The sequence below is a fragment of the Gammaproteobacteria bacterium genome, from assembly GCA_015709635.1.
Taxonomy (GTDB): domain Bacteria; phylum Pseudomonadota; class Gammaproteobacteria; order Burkholderiales; family Nitrosomonadaceae; genus Nitrosomonas.
Genome location: CP054180.1, coordinates 1,702,750 through 1,721,586, shown reverse-complemented (window position 1 = coordinate 1,721,586; position 18,837 = coordinate 1,702,750). Strand labels below are relative to the sequence as shown.

Sequence of the window (18,837 nt, the reverse complement as noted above, 5' to 3'; positions counted from 1 at the left end):
TTGGTTAAGATGCCGGGGAAGCGATCAGCGCTTCAGCGCGGACTCTACCGTGCCATTCTTCTATCCAATGCAGCAGGTCGGCGGGCAGGAGTGGGCGTGAGATGAAGTTTCCCTGCGCCATATCGCACCCTGTTTGCTGTACCAGTTCCCAGTCATCGCGATCTTCAACGCCTTCCGCAACGATATCCATGCCCAGTTGCTTGCCCATCGCCAAGCTGGCATCGTAAATGGCGCGCAGCGTATCGTCCTGCCATGCACGATGAACAAATCCTTGATCGATCTTCAGTTCGTTAAACGGAATGTCGCGCAGTTGCGCCAGGGATGAATGGCCGGTGCCGAAATCGTCGATGGACAGATGAAACCGTTTGAGACGCAGGCGGGTGAGAATTTCCAGCGGAATGCGCGCATCCGGTCCCATCACCTGGCTTTCGGTAATTTCGATGACGATTTTTTGCGGCGGCAGATTATTCTCATTGACGAGATTGACCACCATGTCTTGAAAATCGAGAGAAGCCAGATTTTCCATCGTGACGTTGATCGACACGCGCAAAGCCTGACCGTCACGATGCCATTTTCCCGCTTGAATGATCGCCTGCTTTAGCACCAAGTGGGTCAAATCGTCGATCAGATTGTTATCCTCGGCAACATGAATGAACCGGTCCGGCATGATTACACCATCGTGCGGATGATGCCAGCGCACCAGCGTTTCTACGCCGATGACGTCACCGCTTTCCACCGATACTTTGGGTTGATAGTAGTTCACCAGTTCCTGATTGGCGATGGCCGAGCGAATATCGGCTGCGCTGTAGGTTTTGTCGCTTGATTGCGGATGGATGGATGTTTCAATCTCCAATCGTTGTAAGATTTCCGATAACTTATTGGGATCCACGGGTTTGTGCACATAGCCGGGCATCGGAATTTTGTGCGCATGCACGAGTTTTTCCGCGGTTTTGAGCATGCGTTCGTCTTCACCGCTGACCAATATCAATTGACCGTGGTACTGACGGTCCACCAAGTAACGCACAAACTCGATGCCGTCCATATCCGGCATGTTCAAGTCGAGCAGGATCAAATCGGGACAGGTATCGGTATGATCGATTTTTTGCAACGCATCCGAACCGTTGTCGCAGGTAGTGACAGCCGTGTAGCCCAGCTTCGCCAGCATGCGCGACAGCAGCTTGAGCATAAAAGTATCGTCATCGAGGATCAGTATCTTAATTTTCGACGCGCTATCCATAGCTTTTTTTATAATTGAAAGAGAGGCCTGCCGGTGATTCTCAAAATATCAGCGCATGATCATACACTGTGTACCGGTAAAGATGATAACAATCGTTTTTCCCGCTATGAAATAAAAGCGGCAGATTGGTTATGGATCGGAAATCAGCGAATTGAGCAATCAATCGTCGATCAGCACATGGCCGAAGAAAGCGAAAATACCGATTGCAATGCCGGTGACAAATTGCGCATGTACCAGATAAGAAAATCTCTTCAGTTCGACCGGCGAATAGCGAAGTGTTAGAAACATTCCAAAAAGGCCCTGCCAGATAACTAAACCCAGCAAAGCGGGGAAAAATAGAATGTGGCTGTAGCGTGCAAACCCCATCATCGCGATATGCAACAAAATCACGGCAACCGCCGCGATACCGAAGTAAATATGCGTGCGGTTCATCCAGATCAACAGATCGTTCAGCCCGGATGATTCGACCGGTGGAATATAGTCCGGAAGCAAGCGCTGCGCCAATTTACCTTGACCGAGCAGCAGCTTGAGCAGTGTGCGACAATAGATAAAAACCAGCAGCACCAAGCCCGTTTTCCCGAATCCTTCGCCGATTTCGGTTAGAAACGTCTCACGCTCTTCGGGAATCGGATGAACCGTGTAGGCATAAATAAAATAGGCCAATGAAATCAATGAAATTACCGCAGTATAGATGAGGATGCCGCGAATATTTTTTAACGCTTGCTGCATAGGAATTTATTGGTTGACTTGATAGCCTGTCACTTTCAGAATTTCCCAGTCGAAGTTATGCGCATCGGCAACATCGTTGGGCAGTGCCATCGATAACGAGCCTTTCGAGGCAGGCGGCAGATCCAGATCGATTTTATGCACTTTGGGATCGTGCGACATGTTCGAATGCATATGATGATGATCGTGGACCGGCGTCATGCTGACAATGAGTTGCGTAATATGGTAATTATCGTTGCCGTTGTATATCGTACCGCTGAAAATCCCCCAACCGAACCCGGCGTCGATTTGCAGTTTCCGGATGGCGTCTTGAGGTAATTCCGTCAGGTCGCCGGCTATTGCAAGCGGCATCGATATCAGCCAGGCCGATAGTAGCGATGCGCAAATAAATTTTTTAAACCTCGAGGTAGTTTTCATTCGGTATCCTTCACAGTGACAATTAAAATCGGAATCGGGAAATAGGCAAAATTATAAATGAGTTGCTGTGTCAAAATGCATTTCGTCAGGTAGATAATTTCCGGCAAAGGAGGAGCAGTGGAAATTGATGACAGCGATCCGTACGATCTTGACCGTTTCGTACAAGCGCAAGTGCATGATTTTGAAATTGCTTTGGCTGAGATTGCCGGTGGCCGCAAGCACTCGCACTGGATGTGGTATATCTTTCCACAATTTGCCGGACTTGGATTCAGTGCGATGTCGCAGCGTTACGCGATCAAAAGTGTTGCGGAAGCGCAGGCCTACTTGAATCACCCGATTCTCGGACCGAGATTGATCCGGTGCTGCGAAGCGGTGCTGGCTGTTAATGGTCGCTCCACTTATGAAATCTTCGCTGCACCGGATGATATGAAGCTCAAATCCTGCGCCACATTATTTGCCAGCGTAACGCCGAAGGGATCAGTTTTTGAGCGTGTATTGGATAAATACTTTCAAGGTGAGCGAGATCAGAAAACGCTGGATTTTCTGCTTCACAATCCGAATCTCAAATCACTGTGATCTATTGTGCTGATCACCATGGTGTTGATAAATCCATTGATTTAGCGAAATACGCGCTTCAGTAATCACTTCCGACGCCGCCATTCCCAGCATCCCTTGATACTTCTGCACCCAGCGATCCGCCGCAGCGCCGTGCAGGTAAACCGCCAACAACAACGCATGATCCGGATTCGCGCCTTGCGCGATCAGCGCGCCAATGATGCCGGCCAGTACATCGCCGGTTCCGGCGGTGCTGAGTGCGGGATTGCCGCTGGTATTGAGATAACGTTTGCCGTCGGGAAAGCAACAGATGCTGCCCGCGCCTTTGAGGACGACGTAACAATTGAAATGTTGCGCAATTTGTAGCGCTGTGTTCATGCGGTTGTTTTGCACGGTGATGCTATCGGTATTCAACAAACGTGCAGCTTCGGCGGGGTGAGGTGTTAGGATGGCGGAGGCTTTGCGCTGGCAGAGGTTTTTCGCCAGATCGGGATGCTGCGCGATCAAGTTGAGCGCATCGGCGTCGAGCACCAGTACGCAGTCGCTATCCAAAGCCATTGCCAGCAACGACCGGGCTTGCGCCGATTGCCCTAAACCGGGACCTACGATCAAGCAATTCAGCGGCTTCAATGCAAATAATTCAGACGGCGCGCGCAGCATCAGTTCCGGTTGTGAGAAGTCGACCGGTGGTGCATTCTCCGCCAGTAAACCCGCATACACACGGCCAGCGCCCAAATGCAGCGCAGCCCGGCCAGCCAGCAGTGCCGCACCTACCATACCGGTCGAGCCGCCGAGGATGGCGACATTGCCGAACGAGCCTTTATGGCTGTTGGCGGAGCGGGGGAGCGGCAGCAGCGTTTGCACAAGCGCGTCATTCAACAGCCAGGCTTGCGGTTCGGGCGGCGAGGACAAGTGGATATCCAAGTCGCGCAGTACGATTTCGCCGCAACATTCCGGGCCGAAGTTGGTGAACAAGCCGGGCTTTAATCCGATGAAAGTGACCGTGATGGCGGCGCGGATGGCGATGCCGTAGATGCAACCGTCGTCGCTGCCCAAGCCGGATGGAATATCCAGTGCCACGATAGGAGCCGCCATGCGATTGACAGTTTCGATCCAGCCGCGGTATTGACCTTCAATCGAGCGATGATGCGATTGATCTAAGCCGATGCCGAACAAACCGTCGATCACCACATCCCAACTGCGCTCGCCATCGAGTAGATCGTTGCAAATATCACCACCGCAATCGAGCCAAGCTTGCAACGCTTGCTTGGCATCGGCTGGCACGCGGTCGCGCTCAGCGGCGAAAACCACGGTCACCGCGTTACCCCATTCCTGCAGATAACGCGCCACGACGAAGGCGTCACCGCCGTTGTTGCCCGGTCCGGCGAGCACCAGCACGTTATGGTTGGGATTTTTCAGCAGCCGGTCGCGCACCGCCTGTGCCGCCGCCAAGCCGGCTTTTTCCATCAACTGCGGCGGTTTGGGCAATTGCATCGCCTGCTGCTCCATGGCACGGATTTGAGCGGTAAAGAAAACGGGATCGGTTGCCTTCATGTTATTTTCACGTATGGGATGATCAGCGATAACTACATCTTCTCGTGTAAAATTGCAATCTTTTAATCTACGCACTGCACAGCCTACGATGCTTCAATTTTGTGGTGGACACGCGCTTTCGCCGTTTCGTCTGGAAAAATTACGCAAGAAAATTAACACACTGAACCTGCCGGTCACGGCGATTGCAACGGAGTACTGGCATTTTTGCTCGGTTACCCGGAACCTGCAAGACGATGAGTTGATTGCCTTACGCCAATTGCTTAATCATGATCAGGCGCAGGAAAGTGCGCAGCATCCCGGCGAATTCTTTTTAGTGCTGCCACGTCCCGGCACCATCTCTCCATGGTCGAGCAAAGCCACCGATATTGCGCAGCATTGCGGGTTGATGGCGATCGACCGCATCGAGCGCGGCGTCGCGTATTACATTCAATGCGCATCATCCTTATCCTCTGAGGATAAAGCGCGATTGAAGCCGCTGCTGCATGATCGCATGACCGAGGCGGTGTTTGCATCGTTTGCCGATGCCGAGCGGCTGTTTCAGCATTTTCCTCCTAAGCCGCTGAATACCGTCGATGTGCTGGGCGGTGGTGTTGATGCATTGCGGCAAGCCAATCAAAGCATGGGATTGGCGCTGTCGGCGGATGAAATCGAATACCTGGTGCGACATTTTCAGCGTGTGGCGCGCAATCCGACCGATGTCGAGTTGATGATGTTCGCACAAGCCAATTCCGAGCACTGCCGTCATAAAATTTTCAACGCCGGCTGGATCATCGACGGCAAGCCGCAGAACAAATCGTTGTTTGCCATGATCCGCAACACGCATCAAACGCATCCGCAAGGCACATTGGTGGCGTATGCCGACAACGCCAGTGTTATCGAGGGTGCGGAAATCAGCCGGTTTTATCCGGGCGATGGACAAGAGTACGGCTACGCGCAGGAAACAACGCATATGCTGATGAAAGTCGAAACGCACAATCATCCGACCGCCATTTCACCGTTTCCTGGTGCGGCAACCGGTGTCGGCGGAGAGATTCGCGACGAAGGTGCAACCGGCCGCGGTGCCAAGCCGAAAGCGGGATTGTGCGGTTTTTCGGTATCCAATTTGAACATTCCGGATTTTGTGCAGCCATGGGAAGTCGATCGAAGCAACGGTCAATCCTATGGCAAGCCCGGGCGCATCGCGTCGGCGTTGCAAATCATGTTGGAAGGTCCGATCGGCGGCGCGGCGTTCAACAATGAATTCGGCCGCCCCAATCTGGCAGGTTATTTCCGCACGTTTGAGGAGCGTGTTGGCGGGGAAATGCGCGGCTATCACAAGCCGGTCATGCTGGCGGGTGGTGTCGGCCAGATTTCCGACCGCCATGTGCGCAAGGAGAAATTCCCGCCAGGTGCGCTGCTGATTCAATTGGGCGGCCCTGGCATGTTGATTGGTTTGGGTGGCGGCGCGGCGTCCAGCATGGATACCGGCGCCAATATCGAAGCGCTGGATTTCGATTCAGTGCAGCGCGGCAATCCTGAAATGCAGCGGCGCGCGCAGGAAGTGATCGACCGCTGCTGGCAATTGCAGCGCAACGGTGAGGAAAATCCGATTTTGTTCATTCATGACGTCGGCGCGGGCGGTTTGTCGAATGCGTTTCCGGAACTGGTGCACGATTCCGGCCGTGGCGGGCGTTTTGATTTACGCGCAGTACCATCCGAAGAAACCAGCATGTCGCCGATGCAGATTTGGAGTAACGAGGCGCAGGAGCGTTACGTGCTCGCGATCAAACCGGAATCACTGGCGTTGTTCCAACGCATTTGCGAGCGCGAGCGCTGTCCGTTTGCCGTTGTCGGTGAAGCCACCGGCGATGAACAATTGCTAGTTGCCGATGCGCAATCGCCGGTGCCACCAGTTGATATGCCGCTGCCGGTGCTGCTCGGCAAACCACCCAAGATGACGCGCGACGTTACGCATGGAAACCGGATCTTGCCCCCGCTCGACTGGGCGGATACCGGTTTAACCGAAGCGGCCTACCGGGTTTTACGGCTACCCGCAGTGGCCGACAAAACTTTCCTGATCGCCATCGGCGATCGCAGCGTCGGCGGTCTGTCGGCACGTGATCAGATGGTTGGCCCGTGGCAGATTCCGGTTGCCGATGTCGCGGTGACCAGCATGGGATATCAAACGGTTCTGGGCGAGGCATTCGCCATTGGCGAGCGCACACCGGTGGCGCTAATCGATCAAAAAGCAGCGGCACGCATGGCGGTAGGTGAAGCGATCACCAACATCGCCGCGGCGGCGATCGGCGGCATTGAAAAAATCAAATTATCCGCCAACTGGATGGCGGCAGCCGGTCATCCGGGCGAAGACGCCGGTTTGTACGATGCGGTGCATGCCGTCGGTATGGAATTGTGTCCGCAATTGGGTATCAGCATCCCGGTCGGCAAAGATTCGATGTCGATGAAAACCGCGTGGGAAGAATCGGGTGCACGCAAGGAAGTCACTGCTCCGCTGTCACTGATCATTTCGTCATTCGCTACGGTGACGAATGTGCGCAAAACCCTGACACCGCAATTACGCACCGACTGCGGCGATAGCGAATTGATCCTGATCGACCTTGGGCAAGGGCGCAACCGCTTGGGCGGTTCGGCGTTGGCGCAGGTGTATAAGCAAGTCGGCAATACCGCGCCGGATATCGACGGCGCTGACGGCGCGAAGCTGTTGCAAGGTTTTTTTAACGCGACTCAACAGCTCAATGCAGCAGATCGATTACTCGCGTATCACGACCGCTCCGATGGCGGTTTGTTCGTAACGCTGTGCGAAATGGCGTTTGCCGGACATACCGGCTTGACGGTGAATCTGGATCAATTATGTTTTGATGCGCAGTGCAGTGATATCGACGGATCGGAATTGCAGCCGGAACGGCTGGGTGGGCGTTTTCTAGAGCGCATTCTCGCCGTGCTGTTCAACGAAGAATTGGGCGCGGTGATACAAATTGCCGCCGCACAGCGCCAGGAAGTCATGCAAGTGCTGGCGGACGCGGAATTGCGCGATTGCAGTTTTATTATCGGTTTCCCGAATCAATCCGGTGAAATCCGCGTGATGCGCAACAACAAGCCGATACTGGCGGAAAAACGCGCCGATTTGCAGCGCGCCTGGTCGGAAACCACGTATCACATGCAAAAGCTGCGCGACAATCCGGCGTGTGCGCAGCAGGAATTCGACCGTATTCTCGACATAGCCGACCCCGGTTTGCAACTCGCACTCAGCTACGATGCCAGCAACGATATCGCTGCGCCGTTCATTCAAACCGGCGTACGTCCACGCCTGGCGGTTTTGCGCGAGCAAGGTGTCAATGGTCATGTCGAGATGGCGGCAGCATTCGATCGTGCCGGGTTTCGCGCGGTCGATGTGCACATGAGCGACATCATTGCCGGGCGAGTGGCATTGCGGGATTTCACTGGTTTTGTCGCGTGCGGCGGTTTTTCTTATGGTGATGTGCTGGGTGCTGGCGAAGGCTGGGCCAAATCAATTTTGTTCAATCCGCGCGCGCGCGACGAATTCGAGGCATTTTTCCAGCGCAGCGACACGTTTGCGCTGGGCGTTTGCAACGGTTGCCAGATGATGAGCAACCTGCATGAAATCATTCCCGGTGCTGAAGCCTGGCCGCTTTTTAAACGCAATCTGTCGGAACAATTCGAAGCGCGCTTTGTCATGGTGGAAGTGCAGCCAACGCCATCGCTGCTTTTTGACGGCATGGCGGGCAGCCGGATGCCGATCACAGTTGCGCACGGGGAGGGCAAAGTCGAATTTGCTTCCGGACATCCGGAAAAAGCCAATGGTTTGGTGACGCTGCGTTATGTCGACAACCAAGGCCGGGTTACTGAAAATTATCCGTACAACCCCAACGGATCGATCCAGGGGATAACGGGATTGACGACACCGGACGGGCGTTTTAACGTGTTGATGCCACATCCGGAGCGGGTATTTCGTGTAGCGCAACATTCGTGGCATCCCGATACGCGTTCCAGTAAAACGGAAGACGGTCCGTGGATGCGTTTATTCCGCAACGCACGCAAATGGGTAGGGTAACGTTCGTCGTAATCAACTACACAATGAGAAGAATGAATAACATGACAAATGGCAAAATAACCCGGTGCAGTAACTTGATGTGTCTGATCGTTGTGCTCATGAGCCTGGCAGCGAGTCCTGCAAGTGCAGTGATTATCCCGGCGAAAAAACCGGCACCTGCTCATTGTGTGCCGTTGGGGGATTGGATTATTCCCGGTTCCGGCAAGGCTCCGCAGCAGGAAGTGATCGCGCGCGCAGCTAAAGCGTCGGTGGTGCTGCTCGGCGAAACGCACATCAACGCTGATCATCACCGCTGGCAATTGCAGACGCTGGCGGTTTTGCATGCGCAACGCCCGAATATGGTGATCGGTTTTGAAATGTTTCCGCGCCGTGTGCAACCTGCACTGGATAAATGGATTGCCGGTGAATTGAGTGAAAAGGAATTTCTGCGTGCGGCCGAGTGGGATCATGTTTGGAATACCGATGCCAACCTGTATTTGCCGTTGTTTCATTTTGCCCGCATGAATCGCATTCCAATGCTGGCGCTGAATATCGAAACGAGCTTGCGCCGCCAGGTGGCGGAGAAGGGGTTTTACGGTGTTCCGGTGGAAGAGCGCGAAGGCTTGACGCGTCCGGCGGAACCCAGTCAGGCGTACGTCGATTATTTGCTGCCGATTTATAAGCAGCACGACCGCAAACAGAAAAAAGACGATGAAACCACCCAGGACGACCCGGATTTCCGCCGCTTTATCGCCGGACAGCAATTATGGGATCGCGCCATGGCGCAAATTCTGCAGCAAGCCATTACAGGATCGGCGGGTACGGAAAAACCGCTGGTGGTCGGTGTCATGGGCACGGGGCATGTGTTGCATGGTTTCGGCGTCACGCACCAACTACACGATTTGGGAGTCAAATCCGTTACCGCATTGTTACCTTGGGATAGCGATAAGTCCTGCAAGAATCTGGTTGCCGGTGTAGCCGATGCGGTATTCGGTGTGCTGCCGCATGTTTCCGATTCAGTCCGTCCGCAATTTCAGCGCCTCGGTATCCGCTACGAAATGGGTAGAGGAGGTGCGGTGATATTGCAAGTGGAGAAAAACAGCGTCGCCGATGCCGCCAAGTTGCAGGATTCCGATGTGATTCTCGAGATGGCCGGTGTGCCAGTCAAAGTTTTGGAAGATGTCACGAACATTGTAAAACGCCAAGCCCCGGGTACTTGGTTGCCGATCAAAATCAAGCGCGATGAACAGGAAATGTTGATTGTCGCAAAATTCCCCGCAGCGAAGCATTAATTCTTATTTAGTACCCAGCGATGGCTATTTTTACCGTTATCCGGCATTGTTTTTTACTTTCTCTCGCTTGTTTTACTGTTGCACCTGCTTTATCGGCCCCTCCGCTGCTCAAGCCGAACGACGTTGAATATGACATCACAGTCAAAATTGATCCGGTCAATCGCACGCTGGAAGGAAAAAGCTTCATTACCGTCAATAGACCGAGAGAACTGCAGTTGCTGCTGGGAGCAGCATACGAGGTAACGCAAGCGGAATTTAACGATGGCCCATTGGGGATCGGCCGTGAACAAGTCAATCAACCGCATATTTGGAATATTCCGTTCCATTTCCGCCAGCAAATCCAGTTTTTGATTCAATGGAAGGGCACACTGGCGCCGCTGGATACTTCGCTCGATCATCAACAAACATTAGCCAGACCGGTTGCGGTCAGCGGTGCAGGTGGCACTTTTCTGCCGGATGGATCGAATTGGTATCCACGCGTGGCCGGTCAACTGGCGCGTTATAAAGTCAAAGTCGAGCTGCCATCCGGGCAGAAGGGTTTAGTGGCAGGCCGGCTCATTGAAGAAAGCGAATCCGAACAAGGATACCAGGCCACATTTGAATTTTCACATCCGGCCGAAGGCATTGATTTGATGGCCGGGCCATATGTCATCGAAGCGCAGACGCATGAAAATAGCAAACATAAGCCGGTGCAATTACGCACTTATTTTCATCCGCAAATCAGCAGTCTGTCGAAGGATTATCTCGATGCGGTGAAACGTTATTTGGATATGTACGAATCCAGGATCGGCGATTATCCGTATAGCGAATTCAGCGTGGTATCGAGTCCCACGCCGACGGGATTTGGCATGCCGACACTGACCTATCTTGGCATCGATGTGCTGCAATTACCATTTATCCGCAATACTTCGCTCGGTCACGAGGTACTGCACAACTGGTGGGGCAACGGTGTTTATCCGGATTACCGCAGCGGTAATTGGTCCGAAGGATTAACGACATTCATGGCGGATTATGCCTATAAGGAACAGGAAAGTGACGCAGCCGCACGTGAAATGCGGTTGGGCTGGTTGCGCGACTTTGCCGCGCTGCAGCCGGGGCAAGATGAGCCGTTAACCGTATTCACCTCACGCACGCACGGTGCGTCGAAAATCGTCGGCTATAACAAAGCCGCGATGTTTTTCTTCATGCTGCGCGATCATTTGGGTGAAGCGGCTTTTCAGCGCTCCTTGCAAGGGCTATGGGCAACGCGGCGTTTCCAAATCACGTCGTGGCAAGACGTGCAAAAAATTTTTGAAATGGTTTCTGGACAACCGCTGGAGGCCTTTTTTGCGCAATGGCTTAATCGCAGCGGCGCGCCCGCGATTGAAATCGCCGAAGTGACAAGCGTGGCGATGGATTCCGGACACGAATTATCGATCACGCTGAAACAAGCAGATCCACCGTATCAGTTGCAGGTTCCGGTTGCAATCGAAACGCAACAAGGCAGCACAATTCACCGGCTCGATTTGCAGCAACTGCAGCAAACATTCACGCTAAAATTGCCGGACAAACCATTATCCGTTTCACTCGATCCCGATTTGCGTCTGTTCCGGCAACTGGCAACAGGCGAAGCACCGCCGATTCTGCGCGAAGTGATGGTCAATGCCGCTACGCAGACGGTTTTATTATCCGATCAACCGGAAATCCGCAAAATTGCCGAAACACTCGCCGGTAAATTGCAAGACCGCAAACTTGAAATAATCGCGCAGGACGATCCGCTAACTTCTGCCCCGGCACTCGTGATCGGTTTACAAACGGAAGTCGACGCCTGGCTTGCTGCCAAACAGTTACCCGCCCGGCCGGATGAAATCAGCAAAAAAGGCAGCGCGCAAGTTTGGACAGTGACACGCAGCGGCGACGCATCGCTCGCCATCGTTTCTGCACAAGATGCCGCCTCGCTCGAAGCACTGATTCGTCCGTTGCCGCATTACGGGCGGCAAAGTTATCTTGTATTTGAGGGCCGACAAGCGATTGAAAAAGGAATTTGGCCAGTACGGGTGCAAAAGATTGAGGTTGATGAATAGAGATATTGATAACCCGCTACTTATTTCAATCAACCCTCTTTGAAACAACCTGGAGATTTCTTATACACAAAATAAGTGTCATAGGGAGATTTTTCTCCATTACCCACGAAAAATTTTTAGAGTTTCGTAGAGATCTTTAGGACTTGAGAATGAATTTATAGAGCTTCCGGTTTTATTTGATCTCAACGTGTTTGACACCGTATTTGCTTTCCAGTAAATTCATTACAAAAGAAGAAATATGATATTTATTCTTTTGTGACATATATTTATTTAATAAATTTTACCTATAGAGAAGCGGTAATGCGCCTGATGAGCAGGCATTGTTCTGCGGCAACCATTTTCATTATAAGAAGTTGCTCGCTTTATATTATTTCGTATTGATCAATTTCTTTTGAAGGAGAAAAAAATGTTTTATCGCCTTACTTATATTCTAGCTGGTGCAAGCATCAGCTTTTTATTTGGTTTATCGGCTCATGCTGCAGCCTTGGCACCCGGTGGGTTTATCACTCCGTTGCCGGGTAGTTCTATCGCGTTGGAACCGCAATTAGCCGGTTCAGTTGTAGAAGATGAGGTGCGCATCGTAGAAGGAACATTTACGACCAGCGGAAACCCATTTAAGGTCGAAATTCAAGATCGAGTGGTGCACTCAGTGGATGGTACCTATGACTTCTACTATCGCATCACGTTGACTACCAAGCCGGATATTTACCCTTTGGTAGTATCAAGGGATGGTTTTGCGGGTTTTACAACTAATGTTGGCTGGCGCACGGATGGTTTAGGTGATGTAGAGCCCTCTGATGCATTTCGCACAGCTGATGGAGATATTGTAAGTTTCTCCTGGGGTTTTGGTGATGTTCCACAGGGTTCGCAGACTCGTTTCTTCTACGTTGATACTGACGCAATCGCCTATGCTGAAACGGCAACCGGACGAATTGATCTTTCACCATCATTTAGTGAAAATGGTTACGCCACGTTTTCTACCTTTGCTCCTGCTGTGCCCGAACCGGAAACCTACGTTATGCTGTTGGTCGGCTTGGGTTTACTTGGTTTCGTAGCGCATCGCAGAAAAGGATAAGACACATAATTGAGATGGCTCTAGATTGACGATTGGGTCACTAGGGTCATCCCATGATCAAATACAGTTGTGCCGCATTTTTGGCCAGACCACGAAAGCGTACCTTTGGGCAAGCAAAGTCCGAACTCGGCGCTCGGAGACTTCCAAAAAATCCGCAACATCGGAAATGCTCAAAAACTGCGTCAAAATTCCTCCTTTTTTAGTATCCAAAAACACCCCGCAAATCCATTGACTTGGTGCGGAATAGTATTTTTTCCCTGAAAATGACCTAAGTCATTGATGCAGCATAAAACAGGGTAGTATCAATTACTGCCAAAATGGCAGTGAACGGCATAGTGTTACTAGCCGATTGATGAATTTTTCTTCCCTCCATTTTTTGGACGGACAAAGGGCAGCAAATTCGATCTTTTTGGAGAGGATACGGATTTGCGTTTTTCCTCCCGTTCAAGCCGCCATTGCCTGGCCATTGCAAAAGTAAGTGAAAGGTAATTTAAATCGACCGCAGTGAATTTTTTGCCCTCGGGTGACCATAAGGGCCTCACCCGAGAACTTCCAGCCCCTCCAATCGTCACTAGGAAGCTCGTAACCTGTTAGAATGTGCAGAAGCTTAAAAGCCGCGTAGGGCACTTGAACCCGCCCAGATTCCCAGTTGTGCGCTGTGCGGTATGTAACACGAAGCATTTCTGCAGCTTCCTCCTTGCTAAGCCCGGATAAAATGCGGGTTTCGCGGAACTTTGAATGACTCACAGGTCTGAAGGGTTTGCGCCGATTCCTGCATTTTTTCACCTGATCAACAATTTAACGGGTGGATACACGACCCATTGCCATAGCTCCCGGTCAAAGCGAGCGCCGGGAATTCTTCCTGATTCACAGTAGCGGATGACTTGCTGAATCCGCAGGCCATGACTGACAGCAAAGCTACGAGCAAGAACAGGGAGGCCGGATCGAATCTCATTTGATTGCTTCATTTCGCAAGCCCCTTAGCTGGTCAATGTGTTTCTGCTGATCAACATGCTCAAGGTAATTTCTCAAAGACCCATACTTAAACTTCAATTCAAGAAAAGCCAGCTTGACTGGCAGCCACAGAAACACATTCACCCAGAAACGATTGAAGCCGAGAAATTCCAGCATTTTTATGAAATGAAAAGAATGCCGATTTACAAAATAACAAAACATTTTTAACTCCCAAATGGAGCAAAACTATTCCGCAAAAAGTATAAAGCAATTGCGTATAATTTGTATTATGTAAAATGATTAAAATAATATTATTAATAATCAATTACTTACAAAATGGTCTTTTCGGTAACGTTCGAGCCTTCTCTCAGCGTGTGAATTTAGCCGGTTACTAAGCGCTCGACATAGAAGCCGAACTTCCTCAGCATCAACGCCTGATTCAATCAGGCGTTTTTTTTCCTTCAAAACATACCGGTAATATTTGCGTTTAACTGATTTGTTGCGCGTGTAGCGAATGTGCCAATAAAGGTTGTTCAGCTTTGAAAACATATTTGCGGGATAAAAGGCAATTTAACGACAGGTAAAACGAAATATAAACCCGTCTAATAATATGGTGAAATTAGGAACAAAAAAAAACTATAATCTGATTTCAATCCAATCCAGGAAGGAATCCAATGACGACAAATAGATCACCCGAAATCCATGCTCGGAACATTAAAATAGCTTCCTATTTGCTACTTGGTCTTGCACTAGCGATACCATTATTAATGGCTTCTGTTGATGCAATGAATGGATACGATATAGGTCTTTTATTTGGGCAAATGGTCATTCCATATATTATTGTCGGTGCAACCATCAGGCTAACTTTTAATGCCTATTCTATAACCAAAAGGTCGTATGTCGAACTCATGCTCAGCATGGGATTACTTGCATGGTCAGCTACAGTGAGTATCAGCGCGTGGCACGATACTCACCGCCTAACGGAGGCTAAGAAAGAACTTATCGAAGCATTTATGCAAGCATCTGTTTCGAACACACAGCCTCATTCATCTGCGCAATCTTTAAAATCTACAGAAAGTAGTAATCCCACTGATAAACAAATTGCTTTCATAAGGGGTGTCCAAGTTTATGTGGCAAAGTGGGGCAACGATATGAAAGCAATCGAACAAAAATTTGCTGCTATTGATTTATCGAGCGTCCTCAAACCAGAAAATATTACATCAAACTCTAGCATTACTGCCTCAAGACAGAAAATTCGCAATGTAGAAGCGATTATCAATGAACGCCAAATTGCATTGCAACGCTATTTGAAGGATTGTGCAGAATATTTCCGTACTGTAGACATTGACGAATCGACACGGCGCGAAACAATAAGGAGCTTTGAAGCCGGTATAGTTCACACTCTTAATGCTTACGACGAACTCAGAACAACACAGCTCGAAAGTTTAAAAAGTGTCGTTGAAATGTTGGATTTTGCTGAAAAAAACCTGGGTCGCACAAGCGTTAAAAGTGGACAGATCACGTTCGAAACGCAGACTCAGTGGGATCAGTATCTATCAATCTTAGCTAATATTCAGCAAGGAGCACAGCGAGAGGAAGCAGTAAACATAAAAATGATCGAGCTTCAAAAAACATCTCGTAATTCCATACTTGACGAATACAACAAAAATTAGTGAGTAATAGATAGCAAGAACTATCAAAAAGCGTATAGCAGTAAGAGGTCGTCAGGATAAAGATAAACTGCGTTTGGGATCGGGCAGCATGCCCCCTTTCACCCTTTCGGGTGCATGCTCTTCGCGCCGGTCGGCGGAGCGACCCTACTAATTTTATTAGGGTTAAATAAATGGATTTATTTCTTGAAATACTTAAATTAGCTACCGTTGGGTTAATATCGGGTTTTTTTGCCGCCAATATGGCTACCCGTCTTCACATAAACAAAAAATGGTGGGAGTTGCGCGTTGAAGCATACAAATCACTAATTGAAGCTCTTGCCGATCTAAATTATTATTATGGGACAAGAATTTCTGCGGAGGTGCATGGCAGAGAATTAAAAAAAGAAGAAGAAACAGAACTGAAAAAAATATTGGATGATAATTATTATAAAGTTAAAAAAACTGTTTATAGCGGCGGATTTTTATTTTCAGATGCAGTACATGAAGCGTTAAGAGATTTCATGAAATTCAAGAACATAAATCATGAATTTTATGTTGATTATCTTATAGATAATTCTTCAGCGGTTAATGATTGCTTAGATAAAATTGTTTTGTTAGCTAAAAAAGATCTTAGCATTAAAGATAATATTTGGTTCAAATTTCTAAGAATTGGTATTTAATTATAATTTCTTCATTGTAATCCACCCATAACTTATTGCAGCGTTACAGGTATCTGGAACAATATTCAGGCGTTGCGCCTGATGGCCATAACAGACGCAGTTTATTTTGGCTGAAATACAGGATTTGGGCTTGCTGGTGGTGTATCACTCACTTGTTTTCGCTATGGTGGTTTTTTCTTGCTCATTTGATGTAATTGGCCATCTTCTGCCTCAACATTCGACAAAAAAATATCAATGATTAGATCGTGCGAGAATCGAACTGCCATCAAAATTTACCCGCTATACATCTTTCCTTCGTTTGAACGCAACGCCGACAACTATGAGACCACACATCGCAAGCATAGCTGCTGAAGGTTCTGGGACGGGAGATAATAGGGAATAGGAAAGGTCATCAATGGTTAGGTAACCACTTGAATAATGAACATCAAATGCCACCAAGTCAACACCGACCCAGTCAAAGTTGACGAAAGTTGCCTTCTGATCCGGCATTATCGAGGTCGTATATATTTCCGATCCCGCGATGTAACCGTGAGCAACAATGTTCCGAGTGTCGAATGGGTGTGTCATTCCGAAATACGCTGATTCAAAGTTAAACGTCGCTCCATTGACTAATGAAATGCGTAGGCCATCCGTAACGAAGCCGCCCATTGGGCCACTCGCCGACAAGTTGATATGCCCATATAGAGCAGAGATATCCGCCACAGGAATGCCAACCCATTCCAAATTCGGGTTGTAGTAAGGTCTACTAAACTGGATTTGTCCAATTGACGACACATTCACCTCAAAATTTGAGGGATTCGGCGGTATCGTCTCAAACGTAATGGTAGCAGCTGATGTAATAAAACTAAGGCTGAAGAGCGCACTGCCTAGTGTTATGTAACTAATTTTTCTGACAAAGTTTGTATACATAAATTTTTCTCTAAAAAATAACACAAATAATCAAGCGCCGGATTCAAAACCAATTGCACAATCTAAGTCTAGCATTAAAAAATAACATATTGTTTAAATTAAAATAGATCCTTCGAACTAAACAAAGGAGTCATTTAGTCCTGGTGTGCAATATCAAATCAAAATCATGATAAGCCAATTACCTGAACTGTCTGGTTTAGTGAGCCATTAGAGGAAAGAACTATTAAATTCTGCTTAGCAATAAAGGGAAGTCAGGATAAAGATAAATCGCGTTAGGGATCGGGCAGCATGCCCCCTGCTGGGTCATACCCTTCGCGCCGGTCAGCGGCGCGACCCTTGGAAGTATGCGGAATCAACAAACAGGGTTAATCAGATTTCTGTTAAATATTCTAATATCGCCCTATACCGCTTTTCAAAAGTTGGAGTGATTAAAAATTAAAATGATGAATGTATTTCTACGTTGAGATTAGACAAGCAGACTTCCTTGTTTATATTTCATAGCGTTAATTCTATTTGCAATACCAATTTTTTGCTCTGCTTTCATACGTGCGACATCCGACATCTCAAAAAATAGGCTTTTTAGATGATCAATCTCTGAAACTGTAAGAAATTTCTTCACTCTATTCACATAAACTAGTGATTTCTTATCCTTGGCAAGGAGCTCAAGAATGTTACTAAGCGTTCCTGTACTTTTGGTGTCCCAAATCATTAAGCCATAATCAGCTTTGGTAGCCATTTCCAAGTCTTTTGCTGTAAAAAATGCACGTGTTCCCGGTGTATAACTGCTACACACTTTTTGGATTCTCCAGTCACCGATATTATTTCTGGGCTTTTGACCACTGCAATATACCACCACACGATTAAACTGTCGTTCACATAAATAGCTTTGGATAGACGCATCAACACCATCAGCATCACCAACGATTACATCAAAACCGGATGATATGATGTTGTCAATTCGCATGCGAACATTGGTATCTAGGTTCTTTATCTGCATTGAGCCAGAAATAAAAACGGTCGTCATATCATTTTGTCCTGCTAACTGCTGCAACATAAATGCACTGAATTTTTTGGTATTGCCTCAATATAGTACAAGCCGCTTCAAAAGTAGCGCCAGACGAATATAAGTCATCAATTAATAGAATATTGTACTTACAATCATTCGCTAAAGTGTCACTATATGAAAATGAACTAAGCAATACGGATTTTCTTTCGTCTCTAGATATATCCTTCATTTGTGATGTTGCACTGTGCTTGACTAAGACATTCTCAAGGCATGGTTTGCTGATGATTTTTCCGACTTCGCGCGCTAGCTCAATTACAGGCTGGCGGAATCGCGTTTTCGAGGGCGGTATTGGAGCGACAAAAGAAATGAATCCAAGTTTTGGAACAATCTCTGTGGCAATAGCATTAGACAGCAGTTGAAGTTGAGAAAAATCTGATTTGTATTTAAGTTGGTATGCTGCTTCGCCTGCATCACTTCTAATAGTATTGAAAGCTATATGTCCGTGTTCGTTGTACCCGGTCATTTCACTACTCAATACATGCCGATCAAGAACATAACCAGCATCCCATGGGCCGTATAATTTCATTACATTGACTTTCATGCACGAGATCCTAGCGAGATATCTGACGAGTAATTATAAAGTTTTCATATATTCTCCATACTTTT

At 48.7% G+C, this 18,837-nt stretch carries 16 protein-coding genes and 1 pseudogene; 7 read left to right on the top strand and 10 right to left on the bottom strand.

All coding sequences use genetic code 11. From position 1 onward, the window contains the following. Nucleotides 1-4: 4 nt before the first annotated feature. From HRU78_08090 to HRU78_08080, 3 genes are all read right to left on the bottom strand, one after another. Entirely contained in the window at nucleotides 5-1,237 is a 1,233-nt protein-coding gene (locus HRU78_08090; GenBank protein ID QOJ23612.1) for an EAL domain-containing protein, read from the bottom strand. A 159-nt stretch (nucleotides 1,238-1,396) separates the two neighbouring features. Then, nucleotides 1,397-1,966 carry a hypothetical protein gene (locus tag HRU78_08085; protein ID QOJ23611.1) on the bottom strand — a complete coding sequence of 190 codons (570 nt, stop codon included), beginning with the start codon at nucleotides 1,964-1,966 and terminating at the stop codon, nucleotides 1,397-1,399. Between the two features lie 6 nt (nucleotides 1,967-1,972). After that, entirely contained in the window at nucleotides 1,973-2,380 is a 408-nt protein-coding gene (locus tag HRU78_08080; GenBank protein ID QOJ23610.1) for a hypothetical protein, read from the bottom strand. 117 nt (nucleotides 2,381-2,497) lie between these two features. Between HRU78_08080 and HRU78_08075 the strand changes: the two genes are divergently transcribed. Continuing rightward, on the top strand, nucleotides 2,498-2,956 hold the full coding sequence (locus HRU78_08075) for a DUF1810 domain-containing protein (protein QOJ23609.1): 459 nt from the start codon (nucleotides 2,498-2,500) through the stop codon (nucleotides 2,954-2,956). Here the strand turns inward: HRU78_08075 and HRU78_08070 are convergent. Continuing rightward, complete coding sequence (locus HRU78_08070) at nucleotides 2,948-4,489, bottom strand: NAD(P)H-hydrate dehydratase (GenBank protein ID QOJ23608.1); 1,542 nt, start codon at nucleotides 4,487-4,489, stop codon at nucleotides 2,948-2,950. The two genes, HRU78_08075 and HRU78_08070, sit on opposite strands and share 9 nt — an antisense overlap. Nucleotides 4,490-4,577: 88 nt before the next feature. Between HRU78_08070 and purL the strand changes: the two genes are divergently transcribed. From purL to HRU78_08050, 4 genes and pseudogenes are all read left to right on the top strand, one after another. Beyond that, nucleotides 4,578-8,561, top strand: coding sequence for a phosphoribosylformylglycinamidine synthase (purL, locus tag HRU78_08065; GenBank protein QOJ23607.1), 3,984 nt, complete (start codon nucleotides 4,578-4,580; stop codon nucleotides 8,559-8,561). Between the two features lie 41 nt (nucleotides 8,562-8,602). Further along, complete coding sequence (locus HRU78_08060; protein QOJ24973.1) at nucleotides 8,603-9,832, top strand: ChaN family lipoprotein; 1,230 nt, start codon at nucleotides 8,603-8,605, stop codon at nucleotides 9,830-9,832. A 20-nt stretch (nucleotides 9,833-9,852) separates the two neighbouring features. Further along, complete coding sequence (locus tag HRU78_08055) at nucleotides 9,853-11,895, top strand: M1 family peptidase (protein ID QOJ23606.1); 2,043 nt, start codon at nucleotides 9,853-9,855, stop codon at nucleotides 11,893-11,895. Between the two features lie 994 nt (nucleotides 11,896-12,889). Next, a pseudogene (locus HRU78_08050) lies at nucleotides 12,890-12,970 on the top strand (PEP-CTERM sorting domain-containing protein). A 341-nt stretch (nucleotides 12,971-13,311) separates the two neighbouring features. Here HRU78_08050 and HRU78_08045 read toward each other — a convergent pair. The 3 genes from HRU78_08045 to HRU78_08035 are packed head-to-tail and all read right to left on the bottom strand — an operon-like array spanning nucleotide 13,312 to nucleotide 13,938. Further along, nucleotides 13,312-13,512 carry a hypothetical protein gene (locus HRU78_08045; protein QOJ23605.1) on the bottom strand — a complete coding sequence of 67 codons (201 nt, stop codon included), beginning with the start codon at nucleotides 13,510-13,512 and terminating at the stop codon, nucleotides 13,312-13,314. Continuing rightward, the gene (locus tag HRU78_08040) at nucleotides 13,415-13,717 is read right to left on the bottom strand and encodes a helix-turn-helix domain-containing protein (GenBank protein QOJ23604.1); all 303 of its coding nucleotides are present in this window, start codon (nucleotides 13,715-13,717) and stop codon (nucleotides 13,415-13,417) included. Before HRU78_08040 ends, HRU78_08045 begins: the two co-directional genes overlap by 98 nt. Before the next feature lie 35 nt (nucleotides 13,718-13,752). Further along, entirely contained in the window at nucleotides 13,753-13,938 is a 186-nt protein-coding gene (locus HRU78_08035; GenBank protein QOJ23603.1) for a hypothetical protein, read from the bottom strand. Nucleotides 13,939-14,598: 660 nt separating this feature from the next. Here HRU78_08035 and HRU78_08030 point away from each other — a divergent pair. Then, complete coding sequence (locus HRU78_08030; GenBank protein ID QOJ23602.1) at nucleotides 14,599-15,597, top strand: hypothetical protein; 999 nt, start codon at nucleotides 14,599-14,601, stop codon at nucleotides 15,595-15,597. A 170-nt stretch (nucleotides 15,598-15,767) separates the two neighbouring features. Continuing rightward, nucleotides 15,768-16,256: a hypothetical protein gene (locus HRU78_08025; protein ID QOJ23601.1), complete on the top strand. Its 489-nt coding sequence runs from the start codon at nucleotides 15,768-15,770 to the stop codon at nucleotides 16,254-16,256. 279 nt (nucleotides 16,257-16,535) lie between these two features. On the opposite strand, the gene HRU78_08020 is transcribed toward HRU78_08025, so the two are convergent. The 3 genes from HRU78_08020 to HRU78_08010 all read right to left on the bottom strand — a co-directional run bounded on the left by HRU78_08020 (nucleotide 16,536) and on the right by HRU78_08010 (nucleotide 18,772). Further along, nucleotides 16,536-17,165 (bottom strand): PEP-CTERM sorting domain-containing protein, encoded by a 630-nt coding sequence (locus HRU78_08020; protein ID QOJ23600.1) that lies wholly within the window; start codon nucleotides 17,163-17,165, stop codon nucleotides 16,536-16,538. A 466-nt stretch (nucleotides 17,166-17,631) separates the two neighbouring features. After that, nucleotides 17,632-18,189 carry a hypothetical protein gene (locus HRU78_08015; GenBank protein QOJ24972.1) on the bottom strand — a complete coding sequence of 186 codons (558 nt, stop codon included), beginning with the start codon at nucleotides 18,187-18,189 and terminating at the stop codon, nucleotides 17,632-17,634. Nucleotide 18,190: 1 nt separating this feature from the next. Beyond that, nucleotides 18,191-18,772 (bottom strand): ComF family protein, encoded by a 582-nt coding sequence (locus HRU78_08010; GenBank protein ID QOJ23599.1) that lies wholly within the window; start codon nucleotides 18,770-18,772, stop codon nucleotides 18,191-18,193. Between the last annotated feature and the right edge of the window lie 65 nt (nucleotides 18,773-18,837).

Coding starts and splice junctions, on each gene's coding strand:
- HRU78_08020 (QOJ23600.1), bottom strand. CDS start 17,165: ATGTATACAAACTTTGTCAGAAAAATTAGTTACATAACACTAGGCAGT.
- HRU78_08070 (QOJ23608.1), bottom strand. CDS start 4,489: ATGAAGGCAACCGATCCCGTTTTCTTTACCGCTCAAATCCGTGCCATG.
- HRU78_08085 (QOJ23611.1), bottom strand. CDS start 1,966: ATGCAGCAAGCGTTAAAAAATATTCGCGGCATCCTCATCTATACTGCG.
- HRU78_08080 (QOJ23610.1), bottom strand. CDS start 2,380: ATGAAAACTACCTCGAGGTTTAAAAAATTTATTTGCGCATCGCTACTA.
- HRU78_08025 (QOJ23601.1), top strand. CDS start 15,768: ATGGATTTATTTCTTGAAATACTTAAATTAGCTACCGTTGGGTTAATA.
- HRU78_08055 (QOJ23606.1), top strand. CDS start 9,853: ATGGCTATTTTTACCGTTATCCGGCATTGTTTTTTACTTTCTCTCGCT.
- purL (QOJ23607.1), top strand. CDS start 4,578: ATGCTTCAATTTTGTGGTGGACACGCGCTTTCGCCGTTTCGTCTGGAA.
- HRU78_08060 (QOJ24973.1), top strand. CDS start 8,603: ATGACAAATGGCAAAATAACCCGGTGCAGTAACTTGATGTGTCTGATC.
- HRU78_08035 (QOJ23603.1), bottom strand. CDS start 13,938: ATGAAGCAATCAAATGAGATTCGATCCGGCCTCCCTGTTCTTGCTCGT.
- HRU78_08030 (QOJ23602.1), top strand. CDS start 14,599: ATGACGACAAATAGATCACCCGAAATCCATGCTCGGAACATTAAAATA.
- HRU78_08015 (QOJ24972.1), bottom strand. CDS start 18,189: ATGACGACCGTTTTTATTTCTGGCTCAATGCAGATAAAGAACCTAGAT.
- HRU78_08090 (QOJ23612.1), bottom strand. CDS start 1,237: ATGGATAGCGCGTCGAAAATTAAGATACTGATCCTCGATGACGATACT.
- HRU78_08010 (QOJ23599.1), bottom strand. CDS start 18,772: ATGAAAGTCAATGTAATGAAATTATACGGCCCATGGGATGCTGGTTAT.